Origin of the sequence: Enterococcus ureilyticus, assembly GCF_001730315.1 — a bacterium.
GTDB classification, from domain to species: domain Bacteria; phylum Bacillota; class Bacilli; order Lactobacillales; family Enterococcaceae; genus Enterococcus_L; species Enterococcus_L ureilyticus.
Genome location: NZ_MIKC01000004.1, coordinates 109,606 through 131,067 on the forward strand (window position 1 = coordinate 109,606; position 21,462 = coordinate 131,067).

23 protein-coding genes are annotated in these 21,462 nt (G+C 37.3%); 18 read left to right on the top strand and 5 right to left on the bottom strand.

The genetic code is table 11. From position 1 onward, the window contains the following. Nucleotides 1–3 precede the first annotated feature (3 nt). Nucleotides 4–567, bottom strand: coding sequence for a peptide deformylase (def, locus tag BCR24_RS03620; protein ID WP_069639201.1), 564 nt, complete (start codon nt 565–567; stop codon nt 4–6). Between the two features lie 271 nt (nt 568–838). Here def and rpsO point away from each other — a divergent pair, with 271 nt between their 5' ends. The 6 genes from rpsO (at nt 839) to BCR24_RS03650 (ending at nt 8,171) form a co-directional block, all read left to right on the top strand. Beyond that, the gene (gene rpsO, locus BCR24_RS03625; protein WP_010761818.1) at nt 839–1,108 is read left to right on the top strand and encodes a 30S ribosomal protein S15; all 270 of its coding nucleotides are present in this window, start codon (nt 839–841) and stop codon (nt 1,106–1,108) included. Nucleotides 1,109–1,320: 212 nt separating this feature from the next. Then, nucleotides 1,321–3,435, top strand: a complete 2,115-nt coding sequence (gene pnp, locus BCR24_RS03630; protein WP_069639202.1) for a polyribonucleotide nucleotidyltransferase — start codon at nt 1,321–1,323, stop codon at nt 3,433–3,435. 186 nt (nt 3,436–3,621) lie between these two features. Continuing rightward, nucleotides 3,622–4,482, top strand: coding sequence for a rod shape-determining protein MreC (mreC, locus tag BCR24_RS03635; protein ID WP_069639203.1), 861 nt, complete (start codon nt 3,622–3,624; stop codon nt 4,480–4,482). A 7-nt stretch (nt 4,483–4,489) separates the two neighbouring features. Further along, entirely contained in the window at nt 4,490–4,999 is a 510-nt protein-coding gene (mreD, locus tag BCR24_RS03640; RefSeq protein ID WP_069639204.1) for a rod shape-determining protein MreD, read from the top strand. Between the two features lie 241 nt (nt 5,000–5,240). Then, nucleotides 5,241–6,566 carry a coiled-coil domain-containing protein gene (locus tag BCR24_RS03645; RefSeq protein ID WP_069639205.1) on the top strand — a complete coding sequence of 442 codons (1,326 nt, stop codon included), beginning with the start codon at nt 5,241–5,243 and terminating at the stop codon, nt 6,564–6,566. A 300-nt stretch (nt 6,567–6,866) separates the two neighbouring features. Beyond that, nucleotides 6,867–8,171 carry a C40 family peptidase gene (locus BCR24_RS03650; protein ID WP_069639206.1) on the top strand — a complete coding sequence of 435 codons (1,305 nt, stop codon included), beginning with the start codon at nt 6,867–6,869 and terminating at the stop codon, nt 8,169–8,171. A 104-nt stretch (nt 8,172–8,275) separates the two neighbouring features. Here the strand turns inward: BCR24_RS03650 and BCR24_RS03655 are convergent, their stop codons facing one another. Then, nucleotides 8,276–10,081, bottom strand: coding sequence for a M3 family oligoendopeptidase (locus tag BCR24_RS03655; protein WP_069639207.1), 1,806 nt, complete (start codon nt 10,079–10,081; stop codon nt 8,276–8,278). Between the two features lie 154 nt (nt 10,082–10,235). On the opposite strand from BCR24_RS03655, the gene BCR24_RS03660 reads away from it, so the two are divergent. The 6 genes from BCR24_RS03660 (at nt 10,236) to BCR24_RS03685 (ending at nt 13,545) form a co-directional block, all read left to right on the top strand. Next, complete coding sequence (locus BCR24_RS03660) at nt 10,236–10,700, top strand: VanZ family protein (RefSeq protein WP_069639233.1); 465 nt, start codon at nt 10,236–10,238, stop codon at nt 10,698–10,700. 191 nt (nt 10,701–10,891) lie between these two features. Further along, nucleotides 10,892–11,284, top strand: a complete 393-nt coding sequence (locus BCR24_RS03665) for a YxeA family protein (RefSeq protein WP_069639208.1) — start codon at nt 10,892–10,894, stop codon at nt 11,282–11,284. A gap of 79 nt (nt 11,285–11,363) precedes the next feature. Beyond that, nucleotides 11,364–11,573, top strand: coding sequence for a hypothetical protein (locus tag BCR24_RS03670; protein WP_069639209.1), 210 nt, complete (start codon nt 11,364–11,366; stop codon nt 11,571–11,573). A gap of 204 nt (nt 11,574–11,777) precedes the next feature. After that, entirely contained in the window at nt 11,778–12,515 is a 738-nt protein-coding gene (locus BCR24_RS03675; protein ID WP_069639210.1) for a YebC/PmpR family DNA-binding transcriptional regulator, read from the top strand. Between the two features lie 70 nt (nt 12,516–12,585). Beyond that, nucleotides 12,586–13,122 (top strand): GyrI-like domain-containing protein, encoded by a 537-nt coding sequence (locus BCR24_RS03680; protein ID WP_069639211.1) that lies wholly within the window; start codon nt 12,586–12,588, stop codon nt 13,120–13,122. A 24-nt stretch (nt 13,123–13,146) separates the two neighbouring features. Next, nucleotides 13,147–13,545, top strand: coding sequence for a DUF1801 domain-containing protein (locus tag BCR24_RS03685; protein WP_069639212.1), 399 nt, complete (start codon nt 13,147–13,149; stop codon nt 13,543–13,545). Nucleotides 13,546–13,582: 37 nt separating this feature from the next. Here BCR24_RS03685 and BCR24_RS03690 read toward each other — a convergent pair whose 3' ends face one another. The 3 genes from BCR24_RS03690 to BCR24_RS03700 form a co-directional block, all read right to left on the bottom strand. Beyond that, the gene (locus BCR24_RS03690) at nt 13,583–14,530 is read right to left on the bottom strand and encodes a LacI family DNA-binding transcriptional regulator (RefSeq protein WP_069639213.1); all 948 of its coding nucleotides are present in this window, start codon (nt 14,528–14,530) and stop codon (nt 13,583–13,585) included. Between the two features lie 18 nt (nt 14,531–14,548). Further along, the gene (locus BCR24_RS03695; RefSeq protein WP_069639214.1) at nt 14,549–14,839 is read right to left on the bottom strand and encodes a hypothetical protein; all 291 of its coding nucleotides are present in this window, start codon (nt 14,837–14,839) and stop codon (nt 14,549–14,551) included. Between the two features lie 81 nt (nt 14,840–14,920). Further along, entirely contained in the window at nt 14,921–15,859 is a 939-nt protein-coding gene (locus tag BCR24_RS03700; RefSeq protein ID WP_069639215.1) for a 1-phosphofructokinase family hexose kinase, read from the bottom strand. Nucleotides 15,860–16,050: 191 nt separating this feature from the next. Here BCR24_RS03700 and BCR24_RS03705 point away from each other — a divergent pair, with 191 nt between their 5' ends. Genes BCR24_RS03705 through lacD form a run of 6 tightly spaced genes read left to right on the top strand, consistent with a single transcriptional unit; the run spans nt 16,051 to nt 20,994 of the window. Then, nucleotides 16,051–16,818, top strand: a complete 768-nt coding sequence (locus BCR24_RS03705; protein ID WP_069639234.1) for a DeoR/GlpR family DNA-binding transcription regulator — start codon at nt 16,051–16,053, stop codon at nt 16,816–16,818. 16 nt (nt 16,819–16,834) lie between these two features. Beyond that, nucleotides 16,835–17,278, top strand: coding sequence for a PTS sugar transporter subunit IIA (locus tag BCR24_RS03710; protein WP_069639216.1), 444 nt, complete (start codon nt 16,835–16,837; stop codon nt 17,276–17,278). Nucleotides 17,279–17,296: 18 nt separating this feature from the next. Continuing rightward, nucleotides 17,297–17,575, top strand: a complete 279-nt coding sequence (gene gatB / locus BCR24_RS03715; RefSeq protein ID WP_069639217.1) for a PTS galactitol transporter subunit IIB — start codon at nt 17,297–17,299, stop codon at nt 17,573–17,575. A 15-nt stretch (nt 17,576–17,590) separates the two neighbouring features. Then, complete coding sequence (locus tag BCR24_RS03720; RefSeq protein ID WP_069639218.1) at nt 17,591–18,946, top strand: PTS galactitol transporter subunit IIC; 1,356 nt, start codon at nt 17,591–17,593, stop codon at nt 18,944–18,946. Between the two features lies 1 nt (nt 18,947). Then, nucleotides 18,948–19,988, top strand: a complete 1,041-nt coding sequence (locus tag BCR24_RS03725; RefSeq protein ID WP_069639219.1) for a galactitol-1-phosphate 5-dehydrogenase — start codon at nt 18,948–18,950, stop codon at nt 19,986–19,988. A gap of 10 nt (nt 19,989–19,998) precedes the next feature. After that, the gene (lacD, locus tag BCR24_RS03730; protein ID WP_069639220.1) at nt 19,999–20,994 is read left to right on the top strand and encodes a tagatose-bisphosphate aldolase; all 996 of its coding nucleotides are present in this window, start codon (nt 19,999–20,001) and stop codon (nt 20,992–20,994) included. Nucleotides 20,995–21,462 lie beyond the last annotated feature (468 nt).

Here is a 21,462-nt window from a genome sequence, read left to right on the forward strand (position 1 = left end):
TTCTTATTCGATCACCAAGACGCCATCTTTCAACGCATAAGGATTTTCTTGATTGATATGATCATAAAACATCACACCATTTAAATGATCGATTTCATGCTGAACGACGATCGCTTCATAATTTTTCAATCGAATCTTTTGTTTAACGCCAGATGCATCTACATAAGATAACGTGATTTTGTTGTGGCGCACTACATAACCTGGTACTTCACGGTCAACAGATAAACACCCTTCACCTTCCCCAAGACAAGCATCCTGTACGGAATGACTCAAAATCTTCGGATTATACATCACTGCACTTAAGGTCGGTTCTGGATTTTCCAAATCGCCATTTGGCACGTGGACCGCAATGATTCGTTTTGAAATGTCTAATTGTGGTGCCGCTAAACCAACCCCACCGCGTAATCCTAATTCTTCTGCTTTGACAGGATCTTGACTATTATGCAAGAATTCCATCATTTCTTCACCTAATTTGATATCTTCATCAGATAGCGGCAAAGCTACTTCTTTAGCCACTGCTCTAAGTGTTGGGTTTCCTTCACGGATAATATCCTTCATGGTGATCATAGGATAATTCCTCCTTTATATTTAAAAGACTCGGTCAGAAACTAAATCTTTCCATTAATGTATTTATTCGCCTATACAGTTTATCACAAAACCATTCGTAATGGGGATAAATTGTTCAAAAAACAATGGATAAATTGAGCTTGGTCTTGCATTTTAGACAACTTTCCTGTAAAGTATAACTGTATGGAATCATACCGTCTTTTACTTGGTTGTGCGAATCACCAACGCATTACTCAGTAAGAAGATGACTATTAAAGAAGAGGTGAAAAACATGGCAATGTCAAAAGAAAAGAAAAACGAAATCATTAGCGAATACGCTCGTCATGAAGGAGATACTGGTTCACCAGAAGTACAGATCGCTGTATTAACGGCTGATATCAATCACTTGAATGAACACGCTCGCGTTCACAAAAAAGATCACCATTCTTACCGTGGACTAATGAAAAAAATTGGACACCGTCGTAACTTGTTAGCTTACCTACGTAAAACTGACATCCAACGTTACCGCGAATTGATCCAACGTTTAGGATTACGTCGTTAATCAAAAAAGGAAAAGCGAGATTCTTTAAGAACCTCGCTTTTTAGCTTATTTAAAAGCAAAGGTTCAGTATCCTTAAAATACTAAAAAATAATCATCTTTGGAAAGTTTGAATAAATCTACTAACCAAATAAAAGGACTCAATTCGTTTGAATCTTTTCATTTGTTTAGTAGCAAGTCTAACTTCTCCAAAGAATCAAAGGAGAAACAAGTAAATGACAGAGAAAAAAGTATTTAAAACAACTTGGGGCGGACGCCCTTTACAAGTTGAAGTCGGCCAATTGGCTAAACAGGCAAATGGTGCAGTATTAGTACGCTACGGAGAGACTGTTGTACTAAGCGCGGCGGTTGCGTCAAAAGATGCAAGAGATTTTGATTTCTTCCCATTAACAGTGAATTATGAAGAAAAAATGTACTCTGTAGGGAAGATTCCAGGCGGATTTATCAAACGTGAAGGTCGTCCAAGTGAACGTGCAACGTTAACTGCTCGCTTAATCGACCGTCCAATTCGTCCGATGTTTGCTGAAGGCTTCCGTAATGAAGTGCAAATCACAAATACCGTGATGAGTGTGGAACAAGACTGCACACCAGAAATGGCAGCAATGTTTGGTTCATCTCTAGCTTTAGCCATTTCAGATATTCCATTTGACGGACCGATCGCAGGTGTGGATGTTGGTCGTGTTGATGGTGAATACGTATTAAACCCAACTGTCGAACAATCTGAAAATACAGATATCGAATTAACGGTTGCTGGAACGAAAAAAGCAATCAACATGGTGGAAAGTGGTGCCAAAGAAGTATCCGAAGAAGATATGCTTGGTGCGTTACTTTTCGGTTTTGATGCCATCAAAGAATTAGTTGCTTTCCAAGAAGAAATCGTTGCCGCTGTTGGTAAAGAAAAAATGGAAATCAAGTTATTACAAGTGGATGCTGATTTGAAAAAAGAAATCTTCGCGGCTTACTACGCTTCAATGAAAGAAGCAGTTATGACCGAAGAAAAACTCGCTCGTGAAGTCAACATCGATGCAATCAAAGACCAACTAAAAGAAGCCTATGCAGAAAAATTTGCTGGTCACGAAGAAGAAGCGCAAGTGGCGAAAGAAGTTAAACAAATCGCAGAAGATCTAGAAAAAGACGTGGTTCGTGAATTGATCACGATTGATAAAATCCGTCCTGATGGTCGTAAATTAGACGAAATCCGTCCATTGGCGTCAGAAGTTGGTATTTTACCACGCGTTCATGGTTCTGGATTATTCACGCGTGGACAAACTCAAGCCTTGTCTGTCGTGACGTTAGCACCGCTTGGGGAACACCAAATCATTGATGGTTTAGGTGTAGAAGACAGCAAACGTTTCATTCATCATTATAATTTCCCGCAATTCTCTGTTGGTTCAACAGGTCGTGCTGGCTCTCCTGGTCGTCGTGAAATCGGTCACGGTGCCTTAGGTGAACGTGCAATGGCGCAAATTATTCCAAGTGAAGCGGACTTCCCTTACATGATCCGTGTAGTATCAGAAGTCTTAGAATCAAATGGTTCTTCTTCACAAGCAAGTATCTGTGCTGGAATTTTAGCATTGATGGATGCTGGTGTACCAATTAAAGCACCAGTTGCCGGAATTGCGATGGGACTTGTCAGTGATGGTGAAAACTATACGATTTTAACAGATATCCAAGGACTAGAAGATCACCTAGGCGACATGGACTTTAAAGTTGCTGGGACTAAAGATGGAATTACTGCTTTACAAATGGATATCAAAATCCAAGGAATCACGGAACAAATCTTGACAGAAGCATTGACTCAAGCGAAAAAAGCCCGTATGGAAATTCTTGCAGAATTGACATCAACATTGGCTGAACCTCGTCCAGAGTTAAGCAAATATGCACCTAAGATCGAAATGATCCAAATCGCCCCAGCTAAAATCAAAGATGTGATTGGTAAAGGTGGAGAAACCATCAACGGAATCATTGATGAAACTGGCGTGAAGATCGATATTGACCAAGAAGGTAATGTAAGTATTGCCTCTGCTGATGCAGATATGATCAAAAAAGCGATCAAGATCATTGAAGAGTTGACAAAAGAAGTTGAAGTTGGACAAGTTTACCTTGGTAAAGTCGTTCGTATCGAAAAATTCGGCGCATTTGTTAACTTGATCAAAGGAAAAGATGGACTCGTTCATATTTCTCAATTGGCCAATGAACGTGTAAATAACGTTGAAGATGTTGTGAAACTTGGCGACGAAGTCCTTGTAAAAGTTATGGAAATCGACAAACAAGGCCGTGTCAACGTATCTCGTAAAGCATTATTGACTGAAGAAAACAAAGAAAAATAAGCAACAGAAGTTTGCTTTTGATTTAGAGCCGATTAAAGCAGAGCATGGCGTTTAGCCTGCTCTGTTTTTTTGTGAAAACAATAATATTTAATAAAAAAATGTAAAGACGTACCACAGCTCTTTTGTTTGCTTCCAATTAGTGGTAAAATTATTGCTATCAGTCTAAAGATTAGTCGGGGTGTCGATGTGAAAAAATTTAATCCAAATAAAAATATAATTATCACGCTGATCGTAGTGATTATTGTGGTAACCATCATTAGTTTGACTGCGGCTAACAGAGCCAATAGTGGAAAAACCAATCTTGGGCAATCTGCAGTCAATGACAGCGTAGGGTTTATTGACAAAGTGATTTCGTTTCCAGGTAGGGTGATCGGCAATAGCGTATCATCGATTAGTACATTATTTAACACCTATGATGAAAACGAACGCTTAAAAGAAAGAATCGATGGATATGGCGAGCTATCGATTCAAAACGACAACTTGAAAAAAGAAAATGAAACATTGAAAAAAGAATTAGCACTAAATGAGACCTTAGGGAACTATGAGAAAGTAACAGCGACGGTTGTCTCACGTTCGCCAGATATGTGGCAAGACTTATTGATTGTTGATCGTGGTTCGAATGATGGCATTGAACCCGATATGGCCGTTTTAGCGCAAAAAGGGTTGATTGGACGTGTCATCGAAGTGAATGCAACCTCTTCTAAAGTAGAACTATTAACGTCTAAAAACCAAAATTCAAATCATTTCCCAATTCAGATCAATTCTGAAAAAGGCGATTCTTACGGGTTATTAAAGGATTATAATGATAAAGAAAATACCCTGATCGTCAGCCAATTGGTAGGAGATATGGAGATCAAAGAAGGCGATATTGTACAAACATCCGGCTTAGGACAAAATTCTCCAGCAAATCTGCCTGTTGGTGTCGTTCAAAAAGTCAAACCAGATAGCTATGGCTTGGATAGAGAAGTTTACGTCAAACCATATGCGGATATGTATGGTATACCCGTTGTTACAATCATCAAACGATTAGCTGGAGCGGGGGAATGATGGACTAATGATACGTAAAGAAAATGTTAAATACTACGCTCCCGTTGTTTTCTTTTTATTGATGCTGGTGGATGGTCAAATGACCCAAGCGGCAGCAAATATAACGGATAACGTCTATTTTGCAAATGCGCATTTTATGTTATTGGCCTTTTTGATGGCGGTACCTAACTTGTCTAAACGTTATTTGCTGATCACATCGGTGGTTTTGGGATTGATTTGTGATAGCTATTATATCGGCATCATTGGAATCTACACGGTTGCGCTGACAGCAACAGTCATGATGATGTATCGATTTCAGCGAGTAGTGCATACGAATCTACCAACGGCATTCTTTGGGATGATCATTTTTGTGACGGCATATGAACTAATTGCGGTAGGATTACAAGTTATTTTCAAATTATCAAATGTCGCACCATTGTTATTTATCACTAAAGTTTTAGGTCCGACATTACTATTCAATATGTTGATATTCGTTATTTTTTCTTATCCATTGAAGAGGCTATTCGCTAATGAATAGTCTCTTTTTCAATGTGCGGAGTCCAAATATACCAATATGCTAATGTTTTACTTTAGTTGTAAAAGTGAGGAGATATAATTATTCGTGTTATTTAATTTGGCGGCATGAAATATTTTTGTAATATCCTTTTTATCTGTATGTCATACTGCTATGGTACAATTAGCACGTTGCAAAATTATAAGACCGAAAAAATACTCAGAAATCATAAAATATATAAAGTAAATGTCGGAGGAATTCAAGAGTGAAAAAAAGTATATTATCAGCTTTGATGGTTTGTTCAATCACGCTTACTTCTGCTGCTGTGCCTATGGCAGCAATTGCAGATGAGTATGATACAAAGATCGACCAACAAGATGTAATCATTAATGGACTAAAAACAAAAGAATCAGAAGCCGCAGCTAAATTAGCAACAATCGAATCAGATATGCTGACTACTGCTACAAAAATCGATGAATTAACGGCGAAAGAAAAAACGCTGAAAGATGAAATCACAACCTTATATGGTGAAATTTCAGATTTGAATGTTCGGATTCAAAAAAGAGAAGTTCAAATGCGTAATCAAGCTCGTGACGTACAAGTCAGTGGCTCAAGTACTAGCTATTTAGATGTTATCCTTAATTCTGAATCGATTTCAGATGCGATCAGCCGTGTACAAGGGATCACAACATTGGTCAATGCTAATAATGACCTATTAGAGCAACAAAATTCTGATAAAAAAGACGTAGAAGATAAGACAAAAACAGTTGAATCACAAATCTCTGTTTTAGAAACTTCTACAAAAGAATTGACGGATCAACAAGCTTCGCTGAATACATTGAAACTAGAACAAGAAATTGCTAAAAATGAACTAGAAGCACAACGCTCGACAGAAGAAAGCAAGAAATCAGAGTATGTGGATCAAAAAGCCGCAGCTCAAAAGAAATTAGCAGAAGAACAAGCAAAGCAAGCTAAACAGCAAGAAGCACAAAGAAAAGCGGAAGCCGAAGCTGCGGTTAAGTTAGCGGAAGCGCAAGCAGCTAATCCAGGTCTTGCTCAAACGAATGTTGTAGAAGAAAATGGCACGACCAACACAGCCCAAGCAGCACCCACACCAGAAAAACCTAGCAATAATGGGAACACTGGCGGCAGCAGTATTGGTACAGGCGGCGTCTCAGAAGCGAAGAAAAGAGCCGCTCAAATTGCCTTAAATTCAGTTGGACAAACCAATCCTACTGGCTGGGGACAAAGTGGCGAATGTATTGTAGCTGTCCAAAATTGGCTAAATGCAGCAGGTATCAGATTCTCACCAGGCGGCCCTCACAGTGGCTATACGCAATCCGGTGCAGTTCAAGTCTCTTGGTCTGATGTCCAAGTCGGTGATGTTGTGCAATATGAAAACTCACTTAGTCCGGATGCATGGTTAGATGGCGTTCATACAGTCCTTGTCGTGGGTGTCAATGGCAGTTCAGTTCAGATCGTTGAATCAAATAATCCAGCAGGTTCGGGTTATGTTTCAACTACTACAGGTTGGACACCGAGTCCATATGCAGCAAACTTTAGAGCGGTTGTATGGCGTTTTCCAGGATAATTAAAAGATAAAATAATTCCTTATCAGAAAAAATGTATATGGTTTTTCTGATAGGGATTATTTGTAATATACCATCGAGTGGGGTATGGTAAGAGGACTGAACTTGATAAGTCCTATTTAGATAGCTAAATACGGCTATGTTCAACTGTCATTCTTACCTTTCAAAAATGAAATACTCCTGTAACATTATTTTTATATGTATGACATGTGATTATGATACAATGAGTTCGTTGTTAATAAAAGAATGAAAATTACTCAAAAGATGAATTTATTATAAGTAAAAAGTCGGAGGAATGAATAGTGAAGAAAAGTGTATTGCCATTACTAATGATTTGTTCATTAGCCCTTACAGCTGTAGCACCAATGGTTTCATTAGCAGATGAAGTGGACTCAAAAATTCAACAAAAAGATCAAGCAATTTCAGGATTGAAATCTCAAGAAGCCGATGCGCAAAGCCAAGTGGCTGCTGTACAAAGTCAAGTTGCTTCTATTAACGAAAAAGCAGAAGAATTATTAGCTGAACAAGGTACATTAAGAGAAACATCTGCAAACTTAGAAAAAGAAATCACTCAATTAACAAAACGTATCGAAAAACGTGAAGTTGCGATTCAAAATCAAGCACGTGACGTACAAGTTAATGGAAATAGCACAAGCTATATGGATGCATTATTGAATGCAAAATCAGTTTCTGATGCGATCACTCGTGTGACTGCAATGTCTACGATTGTTAATGCAAACAATGATTTAGTGAAACAACAACAAGAAGACAAAAAATCAGTAGAAACTAAAAAAGCTGAAAACGAAGAAAAATTACAAGAATTACAAGATAATCAAGTTGAACTTGAAGCGCAAAAAGGTGAACTTGTTAAAGCCGAAGCAGATTTGAATGTATTACAAACAACATTAGCTGCTGAAAGAGCAACTGCTGAAGATCAAAAAGCTGGCTTAGTGAAAGAAAAAGAAGCAGCTGTAGCAGAACAAGCTCGTATTGCTGCACAAGAAAAAGCAGCTACTGAAAATGCTAAAAAAGCAGCTGAAGAAACTGCAGCGGCTAAAACAACAGCGACTACAGAACAATCATCAAGCACAACTGCTTCATCAGAAGAAACTAGCTCTACTGATACTGGAAGCGTAACACCTCCATCAGGAGGCGGTAGCCAACAAGTGACTCCTCCATCAGGTGGCGGCGGCGGTCAAGAAGTAACACCTCCAGCTCCAGGGGGAGGAGGCGGTGGTCAAGTAACACCACCACCATCAACTGGCGGTTCTGCAATTTCTATTGCAGCAGCACAAGTTGGTAAACCTTATGTTTGGGGTGCGCAAGGACCAGATAGTTTTGACTGCTCTGGATTAGTTTATTACGCATTCGCAGCTACTGGACGTCAATTAGGACGCGTTACTACTGCACAAGAAAGTGCTGGTACACGTATCTCTGTAGCAGAAGCTCAAGCTGGAGATTTATATTTCTGGGGTAGCCCAGGTGCTTCTTATCACGTAGCGATTGCTACTGGTGGCGGCGGTTATATCCATGCAGGTGATCCAAGTACAGGTGTTCAATATAGCAATGTTGGTTCATTTACACCAAGCTTTGCTGTACGTATGTAATCAAATTTAATCCAATATTTTAAGAATCAGACAGCTGTCTGATTCTTTTTTTACATGTAAATTAAAAGAAGTTTCAACGGAAAATACGTTGAAACTTCTTATTACTATTTAATATATTCTTCTGTTAAGTCCATAAACTCATTCACATCTTTAATTACTTGGTCGATCCCTGCTTGCCAAAAATCTGGTTTGGTTAAATCAACTCCTAGATGTTTTTTAGCTAAATCTTCTGAAGTCATTGACGCAGTATCACGAAGCAAGGCAATATATTGATCTTCAAAATCACTACCTTGTTCATTTGCGTATGCATAAATCCCCATACTGAATAAATAACCAAATGTATAAGGGAAGTTATAAAACGGTACATCGTCAATAAAGAAATGCAATTTACTTGCCCAAAAATGTGGGTGGTAAGTTCCTAAGCTGTTTTGGTAGCTTTCTTGTTGCGCTTCAAGCATCAACTCAGTTATTTCATCCTCACTAAGCAATCCTTTTTGACGAGCTTCATAGAAGTTATTTTCGAATATAAAACGAGAATGGATATTCATAAACATTGCGATCGCATTTTGCATTTTAGTATCCAATAAATTAATTTTTTCTTCTGCTGTCTCAGCTTCTTTTAAGGTAGCATCAGCCACAATCAATTCTGCGAAGGTACTAGCTGTTTCAGCAACGTTCATCGCATATTCCCGATCAAGTGATGGCAAATCCCACATCACGCTGCTATGGAACGCATGACCCAATTCATGAGCTAAGGTTGCGACTTCATTGATTGAATTACCAAAAGTCATAAAGATCCTGGATTCTTTTGTTTCAGGAAGTTCGGTACAATATCCTCCTGGACGTTTGTCTGGACGATCTTCAGCTTCGATCCAGCTTTTTTCAAAAGCCTCTTTAGCGAATGTAGCCATCTTAGGACTGAACTTTTCAAAGTTTTCTAAAATAAAAGCAGCAGCTTCATCAAAGCAATAAGATTTTTCCTTTAAATCGCCTAAAATAATCGGTGCATCTTGATCCTGCCAATCCATTTTTTCTTTTCCAAATAGTTGTGCTTTGCGAGTTAAAAAGTCGATAAAAGGTTGTTTATTTTTTTGAATCGTTGCCCACATAACGTCAAGTGTTTCTTTTTGCATCCGATTATAATTTAGTGGCTTTTCTAAGAAATCAGTAACGCCATGTAATTTATAATCGCTTAAACGAAAACCATCTAAGTGATTTAAGGTATCCGCTAATAGAGGAGCTTTTTCACTCCAAGCCTTTTCCCATTCGTGGAATAGTGTTGCACGAACCTCTGGATTTGGGTCACTCATCATTCGATTGAACGCTTGACCAGCTGAAAGCTCAGTGAGTTGTCCAGCTTCTTCAAAAGGGATGGTAATACTAGCAACAATAGTATCATAATGGCTGCTCCAAGCATTTAATCCATCTAAAGACAAGGTATTGATAATGTTCTCTTCTTGCTCTGACAATAATCGCAAACCATCACGACGAATTTCATTTAAACGAAAAGCGATTGATTTGAAGACAGGTAAAGTAGTAAGGGATTGCCAATTATCCTCAGAAATTTCGGTCAACTTTTTAGTGAAAATAGTTTCTGCAAGCTGAATGGCTGGTAATAAAGAAAAGAGATCACCAGATAAAATTTTAGCCTTTTTATCTTTTGTATCAGCAGATGATAGCGCGTTAATAAAGCTGCTGCATTGAGAGAAACCATCTGAGATTTCTCCTTGCAAGGCTAAAATTTGTTGTAATTCCTGATAATCAGCATCATTTTCTGGTGCCCATTTCTCGATACTTTGATGATAGTGTTTACTTTGTTCTTTTAGCTTAGTTAGTCGTTGTTCCAATTGTACTGAGTGGCTGCCGCCAGGAAAAATGCTATCTAAATCCCAAACAAGCGAATACGTCATAAATGATTCCTTCTTTCTTTAATCTATACCTTCTAGTATATCATAAGAAAAAAGATTGAGTGATTGTTTACTTTAACCAAAAAGGCTACTATAATAAAACAGACGAGGTGACAAATTGAAAAAACAGTTGAAAAATAGTAATTTTTATATATTTATGGCATTTTTGATCATGGCGGTTCTATTTTATAGCTCTTCTCAAACCTATGAACAACAATCCCAAGTTGGATTACTAGATAAGTTATTGGGCAACCAACCATTTAAAGAGCAGTTAAAAGGCATTTCATTCGGCTATGCTGGAAGCGAAGTGAGTATTCAGGCGAGGGGCTATGCAAAATTTGTGGAATTCTTTATCCGTAAAGGGGCTCATTTTGGTACCTATTTTTTATTAGGTGGTAGTTGGTTTATCGGACTGAATATGAAAATCAAACAGCCACTCTTAATAGCTGTGGTAGCATGGCTTACAGCAACAGGATATGCTGGTTTAGATGAATACCACCAAATGTTGACAGGTGGTCGTACCCCTTTATTTCAAGATGTGATGCTAGATTCTATAGGAGCACTTACAGCAGTTGTTCTTTGTTTGCTAGTGATTGGAATCAAAAAAATGCGGAAAAAATAAAGATTAATGCTTGAATTTTACTATTATTGAGAAAAAAAGTGTTTGCGCTATAGCTTACAATGGTATAGCACAAACACTTTTTTTAATTTAATTCAAAAATCAGCCTTAAGCTGGATGAAAATCACCTAAAAAAATTCTATTATGATAAATAGAATGAATAAAAATGACGATGAAAGGAGTGTCGAGAGATAATGAAACGTTTCTGTAAATCAATCATTGCGACAATCCTTGTCTTGGCAGTCATAATCATTGGTCTTAGAATTTATACATACAATAATACATCATCGGCTGCGGCAATCGTAGATCGTTTTAATCCTCTTGTCAAAACGGAAGTTCTTTATACTAAAACAACGAATAAGTATGACTATAAATTCCCAGATGCCGTTAGTAAAATAGAGAACTTTGCTTATATACAATCCTGTTACACTAAAAATGGTGACATACGAAAACTAGAATATATTTCATTCGGCAAACAACTTACTCCTGAAAAATTTTTGAAAATAACGGCTAAAGGCCAAAGTGTACTAGATTGGGAAGAAGTAAATGAACAGCAACTACCAGAAAAAGTTTTACCATTATTGTAGTAAAATGAAAAAACTCTTATAAATAAGCTAACCAAATTTAAAAGATATTGCTCTATACTGAAAATGGGGAGTGATAGTCATGGAAAAGATGGAGATCAAGAAATCTATAGCAAGAGATACAGGGACGATAGCTAGCTTGGGAATGTTTGCCTATCGGATTTTTCCTGATACAAAAAGCGTGAATATTCAGCTACTAAACGGTGAGCAAGAAGAGCGGACTGTTCCATTGAAAACAGGCGAAACATTTTTTTTGCGGGGCTTGGAGCTTTGTCTAGAGCTAATTGACTGAACGAGATAATGGAGGGGAAATAAAAGCGAACGGGCTTTGTTTCCCCTCCATTTTGTATAAATGTAATATTGAAAAAACAGAGCAAGCTGTTGATCGATTCGCCGAAAATCTGAGTAAGGGTTGCAACTATTAAGAAGCATAGTAAAATAGAAGGTAAATAAGCATAGCTCACATGCTAGGCTTTACTATGAGGAGGAACAATGAATGGCAGGTCACAGTAAATGGAAAAATATTCAAGGTAGGAAAAATGCCCAAGATGCTAAACGAGGCAAAATTTTTCAAAAATTATCAAGAGAAATCTATATGGCGGCTAAAGCAGGCGGTGTTGACCCAGCAACGAATGCAGCACTGAGATTGGTAATGGATAAAGCGAAGGCGGCCAATATGCCAAATGATAATATTGATCGTGCACTCAAAAAGGCAAGCAATGTCGGAGAAAATGAGCATTATGATGAAATCACTTATGAAGGTTATGGACCTGCCGGTGTGGCGATTCTTGTTTATGCATTGACAGACAATCGCAATCGAACTGCAACCAATGTCCGGGTTGCCTTTACTAGAAATGGCGGCTCTCTAGGTGAAACGGGTTCTGTTAGTTATATGTTTGATCGGAAAGGGTATATCGCAATTGAACGTGCAAATTTATCTGTAGATGAAGATACGATGTTTGAAAATGTACTGGAAGCAGGAGCAGAGGATCTAGAAACTTCTGAAGAGGTATTTGAGATTTATACAGCGCCGGAGGATTTTACGATGGTCCGGGACACGCTTGAAGAAGAAGGCTATACCTTAGCACAAGCAGAATTAACAATGGTTCCACAGACTTTAGTTGAGTTAGATGCTGATCAACAAGCACAATTGCAAGTCTTGATCGACAAATTAGAAGAAGATGATGATGTATCGGAAGTATATACCTCAGCGGATATGTCATTATTTAATTGAAAAATAATGACAGACAGTTGTCATCCTTTTCGTGGTAATCTATAGCCATCAAGTGAATGGAGATGTGAGGATGGATTATCGAATTGAAGCGAAAGAAGCATGGACTGTCGCAGGTTATGCAAAAGAAATATCCAAAGTGGAAGGGAAAGAGGATTTTTTTGGAATTTCTCGTTTTTGGTCAGGTTTGACAGAAGAAGAAATCAATCAGTTGATGTCTGTGACAGATGGAACTATCCAAGGATTACTTGGTGTTTCAGACAGTAATCAAGAAAAACAAGAGCGCTTTAATTACCTGATAGCAACGAGGAAAAGTGATAAAAGAACAGCTGCGAGTAGCCTAGAACTTATCCAAATTCCTAAATCTGACTGGGCAATAGTTGAATGTGTTGGTGCAATTTCAGCGGGTGTTACTGCTCTGGATGACAAACAATCTGTTAAGCCTAATGCGTTGATGCAATTAAAAGTCAAAACAAGTGTGCCTTGGGAAATGGGTGGGAGCATTGAGAACACTCAGATGCCAAGAATAGAGTTTTATCCATTGGGGGATATGACGGCTGAGGAATACAAGTGTGAATTATGGATTCCTATCAAGACAGAGAAAAGATAAGTCATTCAAAAAAAGAGGGATGAAATGAAAACAATAATAGATAGCAATGTGGCAAATGTTTTTGAAGGATATCCTGAACGCTACCGTCAACCGTTATTACAAATCAGAGAATTGATTTTCAGCACAGCAGCAAGTCTGAACGCTGTCGGTGAGGTTGAAGAAAGCTTAAAATGGAATCAACCTTCATATGCAACAACAATAACGAAATCTGGGAGCCCAATTCGTATCGATCGTTTTGGTGCTGAAAAAATTGCTTTATTCTTTCATTGTCAAACAACCTTGGTGGAAGAATTCCGTGCTTTGTTTGGAGAAGGATTAGAATTCTCCAAAAATCGAGCGATTGTTCTTGATCCTGATAAAGAACTTCCAATCAATGAATTGGCTTTTTGTATTGAACAGGCGCTAATGTATCATAAAAGGTAAATGAAACGAAAAAAATAACCCGAAAGAAAACTGATTTTTAGTTTTGTCTCGGGCTTTTTTTATGTCGTTTAATAAATGTATAAGGAATAGAGACCGTTCTGATTTTTCCTTCTAGTAATAGCTGAAAAGCTGCTTCTCCGCATTTATCAATATGGTGGTCAATCGTAGAAAAATTTAATAATTGGCTAGAGAGTAAGTTTTCTTCACCGATTACTATTACTTTTTCTTGAGAAAGCTGTTGTAAAATCCCAGCGGCTACATCATCCCCATTTGTAACGATCACTTCAAGATCTTTTAACTTTGCAAAATGAATCCCAGCTTGGATCCCATCTTCAAAGGAACGACAGTTTCTAACAAGCATAGTTTCTTTTAAGCTGCCGATAACCTCTTTATAAGAGCGTAAAATTAAACCTGTGCTGGCACTTTCCTTTTCTGTTCGTCCAACCGTTAAGCCAATAGTGCGGTAACCTTGTTTTTTCAAGTTGGTGAACAGATCAATATAAGACTCTTCACGTTTGATTGACACACAGGCAATTGGAAAATCAGCTGTATCTTCACAACAAACGATCGGTGCATGTTTAAGATAGCTTGCAATTTGTTCAAAGGAGCTTTTTTTTGATGTGATGATCATCCCATCCCACGCTTTTGCGGCTAAATCATCTAAATAACGCTTCTCCACCTCAAGATCATAATTTGTAGGTAAAAGTGTTACTTTATAGCCATCACGAAAAGCGGCGTTCAAAATGCCACTGACGATTTTCTCAGAATAAGGATGATTGGCATACGGAATCATGACAGCAATGTGTTTTGACTTTCCACTACTTAAATCCCGCGCTTTGCTATTCGGGATATAGTCAAGTTCATGCATAATCTTTAAAATTTTTGCTCGTTTTTCTTCAGAGACATACGGATGCTCATTTAAAACACGTGAAACTGTCGCAACAGAATAGCCAGATAGCTTGGCAATATCACGAATATTTGCCATAAACGACTCCTTTCCAAACTAGTAATTAGCACTTAAAGGTCGTAGGATGTACTTTAAAAAAGGCATCAGATGATTGCCATAATCAAGAAAGTGATAATGTTCTTTTTTATAATCAAAACAGACAAAATCAAGCTCGCCTTCTTTACCAAAGGTCAGTCCTTCTATTTCAGCCAATTTTACTGCTTTATCGATTGGTTTGCAATAGTTATTCAGACTTCGAATAACCAGTACGTCATCCCAACTTGTTAAAGAAACAAAGTAGTAATCAAGTCCTAAATGATCTGTCAACTCAAGCATACCATTCATCATAATGTGACTCCTCCTGTCTTTGTTTCAACTATAAAGTATGAAACGCGTATCAGGTCAAGAGGTATTGTCTAATTTAGTTTGTTACAAATTATTTATAACAATTTCTTGTTCAAACCGATCAATATCAATTTGCTTCATTTCTGGAAACCAATTTAACACATTTGCTGTTGAATAGCTAATGGCTTTTTTTAAGACATCAAGGTCATCTAGTTGCTCTAATGTGAGATATTTCACCAATCCACCTAGAAAAAAATCTCCGCAGGCAATTGGATTTTTAGCTTTTACAGGCGGTAGTGAAAGATGATAGATTTTTTGATTTAGCTTTGCAATAACACCTTTGGCGCCAAGTGTGATAATAAAATATGGAATAGCAGCTGCTGTTTTTGACTTCAGAAAATCAGCATAATCTTCTAATTCAGTAAAAGTATGATCCGGGACTAAATCAACTAATTCTTCATCATTGATTTTGATAACATCAGGATTTTTGTGAAATGCTTCAACTAAAGCGGATCCACTAGTATCAATAAAAAAACGAACGTCTTGACCCTTTAACTGTTCTTGAATTTGGGCAATATAATCATCAGGCATTCCTTTCATCAGAGAACCAGAAAAAACAACAGTATCTTTAGGCTGGATAGCCTTCAGTAGTTGTTGGGTAAATTTATTCAATAAAAGCGCATCTAACACGAAGCTATTTTCGTAAATAGGATAAATTTTATTGGCTGTTGTATCTACAATAATAGAGCAACATCGTGTATTGCGATCTACCTCGATTGTCTCTAACTGGATGTCTCTTGTTGAGGCGAGTTCTTTTAAATAGTTCCCATTTCGCCCACCTAAAATTGTATGGATACAATAAGGAACCATTCCTTCTTCAAAGTCCAAAGCATAAGCAACGTTAAAACTCTTACCACCTGCAAATTCTTTGACTTTGTAGGGTCGGTTGGGCGTCTCAGCAGTGAAATTCTCTATCAATAATGTACGATCGATCGCTGGATTTGGGCAAATCAAATGAATCATTATCATCATCTCCTTTAATTTACTGAAATAATAGCATCAAAAGCAAAAATAATCAACAAAACTTTTGCTTTATGTTAGATAAAGCAAAGTTTGTGAAGTTAAAGCAAAATAAAAGCAAAAAAAGTGTTGCATTTTTATTTGCAGATGCTATTATTATGTTAACGATTACAAAGAGTTTAGGAGGCCAAAAGATGAATGCACAAGAAAGAAAAGACTACATCTTAGACATTTTAAAAAAGAATCATTCTGTTAAAATTTTGAAGTTAAGTAAAGAATTACGTGTGACAAGAGAAACCATTCGCAAAGATCTATATGAATTAGAAAAAGAAGGCTTAATCAAGAAAATCCATGGTGGGGCCGTTCTGGATAGCTCTAACCAAGAAACAGATTATGAACGCCGTAAAGGAGAGTATCAAGAAGAAAAAACAGCTATTGCAAAGCAAGCAGCGAAACATATCGAAGAGGGCGACACAATTTATTTAGACTATGGAACGACTACTTTGGCACTAGCCAAAGAAATCATGAATTTTAAAAATATTACAGTCATCACAAATACAATTCCGATTATCAACCTACTGTTACATAGTGAAGATATCAACCTTTTGATACCAGGAGGAATGTTACGTAAAAATGAGGACTCACTATATGGACCATTTGCTTCAAATAACTTGCAAAATATTTTTGTAGATATTGGTTTTTTTGGTTGTGGTGGTATTGATGATGAGGTGGGTATTACGAATCATCATATGGGAGAAACAATGATTTCTAAAGAAATGATCCACCACAGTCAAACTTCGATTATTTTAGCGGATCACAGCAAATTTGGCAGTATTGCGTTTAATCGCACTGCTATGTTTGATGAGATAGATATTATTATTACAGATGAAGACTTATCTTCAGAAACGTATGAAAAAATCAGTCAGAAAGGAGTCGAAATTTATTGTGCAGACGATGAATAGAAAGGAGGGAAGCAAAGTGCAGGAGCCATTGTTATATCATCAGTTGTCTGTTAGGACCCAGCAAGAGTTATTTGAAAAACTAAGTACAGAATTAGAAACACAAGGAATCGTTCAACACTCTTTTTTAGGAGCATTGATTGAAAGAGAGGCTGAATTTCCAACAGGATTGCCATTAAAAATCGGGGTGGCGATTCCACATACAGATGGTACTTACGTCAATGAAGATCGTTTAGTGTTTGCTACGTTGGAACGTCCGATTCCATTTAACGAAATGGGTGGAGATGAAGAAGATGTAATTGACGTATCAGTTGTTATCATGCTAGCGATCAAAGAAGGGAAAAAACACTTATCGATCCTGCAAAAACTGATTGAATCAATCCAAAAAGAAGGATTTGTTGAAAAATTAGCACAAGCAGAAGATACGAATAAAATGAAAACAATTATTTCTGCGTATTTATAAATGAAAGGTGGATTTATTATGAAAAAAGTCATTGTTGCTTGTGGTGGTGCAATCGCAACATCAACCGTTGCGGCAAACAAAATCAGAGAATTAGCTAAAAAAGAGAACATCCCAGTAGAAGTTGTTCAATGTCGTGTGAGTGAGTTGGATAGTAAAAAAGAAGGCGTGGATCTAATCGTAACGACAGCCAAGGTTAGAAAAGATTATGGTGTCCCAGTTGTACATGGTGTAGCGTTTGTTTCTGGTATAAATATTGAAGGCACAGAAAATAAAATACTAGACATATTAAAACAATAAGAAAGGAGTACTAATATGGCGATTATTCAATATATTGTCGATCTTGGCGCAAGTGTGATGCTTCCGATCGTGATTATGATATTGGGGTTGTTATTGGGTCAAGGAATCGGTAAATCGCTGCGCTCAGGCATTACGATTGGCATTGGCTTTGTCGGAATCGGTTTAGTGATTTCATTGCTAACAGATAATTTGGGTGCCGCGGCTGAAGCGATGGCCAAAAATTTTAATTTGGGATTAAATGTTGTCGATTTAGGTTGGCCAGGCACATCACCCATGGCTTGGGGCTCTGATTTAGGTTTGATTGCGATCCCTATAGCAATTGTAGTCAACATAATTATGTTGGTTTTCAACATGACAAAAGTTGTAAACGTTGACATTTGGAATATTTGGCATATGGCTTTTACAGGAGCAATCGTTCAAGTTGCGACAGGTAATTTTTATCTAGGCATTTTAGGTGTGGTCGTTCATGCGGTGATCGCTTACAAATTAGGAGATATGTTTGGTCAAGTAACGGATGATTATTTTGGATTAGAAGGAATCTCGATTCCTCATGGTTCATCCGCTTACATGGGCGTTTTTGCAGCACCGATCGATGATTTAATTGAAAAAATTCCTGGGGTCAACAAAATCAATATTACTTCTGAGAAAATCGAAGAAAAACTCGGTGTGCTTGGACAACCAACGATCGTCGGAGCCGTTCTTGGTTTTATCATTGGACTATTAGCAAAATATTCAGTGGCTGATTCATTACAATTAGCAATACAAATGGCAGCGGTCATGGTGTTGATGCCGATGGTCGTAAAACTGATTATGGAAGGTCTTATTCCTATTTCAGAAGCGGCTCGCAAATTATTAGATAAACATTTTAAAGGTAGTGAGTTAAAAATCGGTTTAGATCCAGCTTTATTGTTAGGTGATTCTCAAGTTATTGCCGCAAGCCTGCTTTTTGTACCATTAACGATCTTGATAGCTGTGATCGTACCAGGTAATCAAGTATTACCATTTGGAGACTTAGCAACAATGGGCTTTTTCATTGCAATAGCTGTTGGTGTGCATAAAGGAAATCTCTTTAGAACATTGATTTCTGGTTCGGTGATCATGTATGTCACAATTTGGATTTCAAATCAAATGATCAATCTGCAAACACAGCTTGGACAAAACGTTGGTTTGGTTGCTCAAGGAGAACGTGTTTCTTCTTTAGATCAGGCAGGTAGCCCGATTACTTATCTGTTAGCAAAAGGAATCACCTTAGAAACTGGGTTTGGATTCTTTGTCATTTTCTTTGTTTATATCACTTGTTTTGTTTATACATTCATCAAATACAAAAGACAAACGCTCTATATTGAAATAGATGGAGAAGGAGTGGAGTAATTTGAGAGCATTAGCAGTTGTTGGACAGGCTCAGATGATTCTACGTGAATTAGAAAAGCCTCAACTTAAAACAGATAAAGTCTTGATAAAGGTTGCTTATTGCGGTATTTGTGGTTCGGATTTACCGAGGTATTTTGAAGGTGGTGTACATGCATTTCCACAAGTTTTAGGACATGAATTTTCAGGTGTTATTGAAGCAGTAGGGTCAGAGGTGACTGATTTTGTTAAAGGGGACCGAGTGGCTGTTGCACCGCTTATTCCTTGTGGTACATGTGAAGCCTGTCAAAAAGGTGAGCCGGCAATGTGTACGCACTATAGCTTTATAGGGTCTAGAGAACAAGGAGCGATAGCTGATTATATTTCAGTGCCAGCAAGAAACTGTATAAAAGTACCCGCTAGTTTGTCTTTAAAAGAAGCCGCATTATTAGAACCATTAACAGTAGCAATTCATGGAATTGAGCGAGTAACACTTCATGCTGGAGTAAGTGTGATGGTTTTAGGAGCTGGAACGATAGGCTTATTAACACTGTTGGCCTTACGCGCAAAAGGTGTAGGCAATATAATAGTTGTTGATCTGAATGAAAAAAAATTAACAATAGCTAAAACAATCGGCGCAGATCATTTAGTTAATCCTAATGATTGTTCACTAGAAGAATATTTTGAAACCCATGAATTACCGGAAGTGGTGATTGAAACAGCAGGTAGTGCAATTACTCAAGTTCAAGCAGTTCGCTTTGTTCAAAAAAAGGGGAAAGTTAGCTATGTTGGAACTAGTACAAAGGAAGTGGTCTTTACCCCAAATGATTTTGAGAAGATCTTACGTGGTGAATTAGAAATAACAGGTTCTTGGATGTCGTATTCAGCACCATTTCCAGGTTATGAGTGGACAGCAGGTCTACGTTACATGGAGAAAAAAGAAATCGACGTGAATCCTTTAATTACAGGTGTCTATTCTTTAGAGGATCAAGCAATACCATTTGAAGAAATGAGAAAAAAGGAATCGGAACAAGTAAAAGTATTATACGAAATCCATCCAGAATGAGAGGATATATATGAAGAAAATCAGTCAGAAAAAATATGAAGCATTACAACGAGTATCAAACGAATTTGGTATTATTAGTGCTTTGGCAATTGATCAACGAGGCGCATTAAAGAAAATGATCGAGAAATATCAGCAAGAGACTGCAAACGCAGAACAAATCAGTCAGTTCAAAACACTTGTTTCAAAAGAATTGACCCCATATGCTTCTTCTATTCTTTTAGATCCAGAATATGGCTTACCTGCTGCAAAAGAACGAGCGGAAACAGCAGGTCTATTATTAGCTTATGAAAAAACAGGTTACGATACTGCTAAGCCTGGTCGGTTACCAGATATTTTAAAGGAATGGTCAGTAAAACGCTTGAAAGAAGCGGGAGCAGATGCGTGTAAGTTTTTACTCTATTATGATGTTGATGAGGAGAAGGCAATCAACGAAGAAAAACACATTTTTATCGAAAGAATTGGTTCAGAATGTTTAGCAGAAGAGTTACCATTTTTCTTAGAAGTGATTTCTTATGACGCAGGTGGGCTTGATCCAAATTCAATAGAGTATGCAAAAATCAAACCGCATAAGGTCAATAAAATGATGAAGGAATTTTCAAAAGATCGTTATAATGTAGATGTTTTAAAAGTAGAAGTGCCAGTGAATATGAATTATGTTGAAGGCTATGGGCTAAAAACTTGTTATACACAAGAAGCAGCAATGGCTCACTTTAAAGAGCAAAGTCAAGCAACTGCATTACCCTTTATTTTTCTCAGCGCTGGAGTAAGCGCGAACTTATTCCAAGAAACGCTACAATTTGCGGCTAACGCAAAATCCACTTTTAACGGTGTTTTATGCGGAAGAGCAACTTGGGCAAATGGTGTAGAACCATTTATCAATAATGGTGAAGCTGTAGCAAAAGACTGGCTGAATGCTGATGGACGTCAGAATATCAGTCAACTAAATAAAGTGTTACAATCCACAGCCACTTCTTGGCATAACAAAATCGAAAAAAACGAGGTATAAGATAGACAGTAGTCCAAACTCTCACACCTGAACGATGTTTATCTCAACCTCAGCTTTGTCTTTACTATACAATAAAAAAAGATAATTATAAAGAAAATAAAAAGCAAGGTGGATTTTTTACCTCGCTTTTTATTTATCAGTCAATAAGTCCTAGCGAGTATATTCAAAAAACAAGAGAGACCTTCTTTCAAAAAAAAGAATAAGCGAAATAACCGATTTATCATTGCTTTCCTTAGTACTTAAGGCCCAATAAGTAGTTTAAAAAAACTATAGAGCTTATAACACAAGGAGCAAAGAAGAGGGCAAAGTTGAGGTTGGCTAATAAAAAATGTCTAAAATAAACCGAATCATGGTTTATTTTAGACATTTTTTATAAAGAAAAGATTAAAAAAGTAAGAGGAAATAAAATTTTTTTCTATGTATTGCAGATAAACTTTCATTAAACTATAATCTAGATAAGTAGCTTAT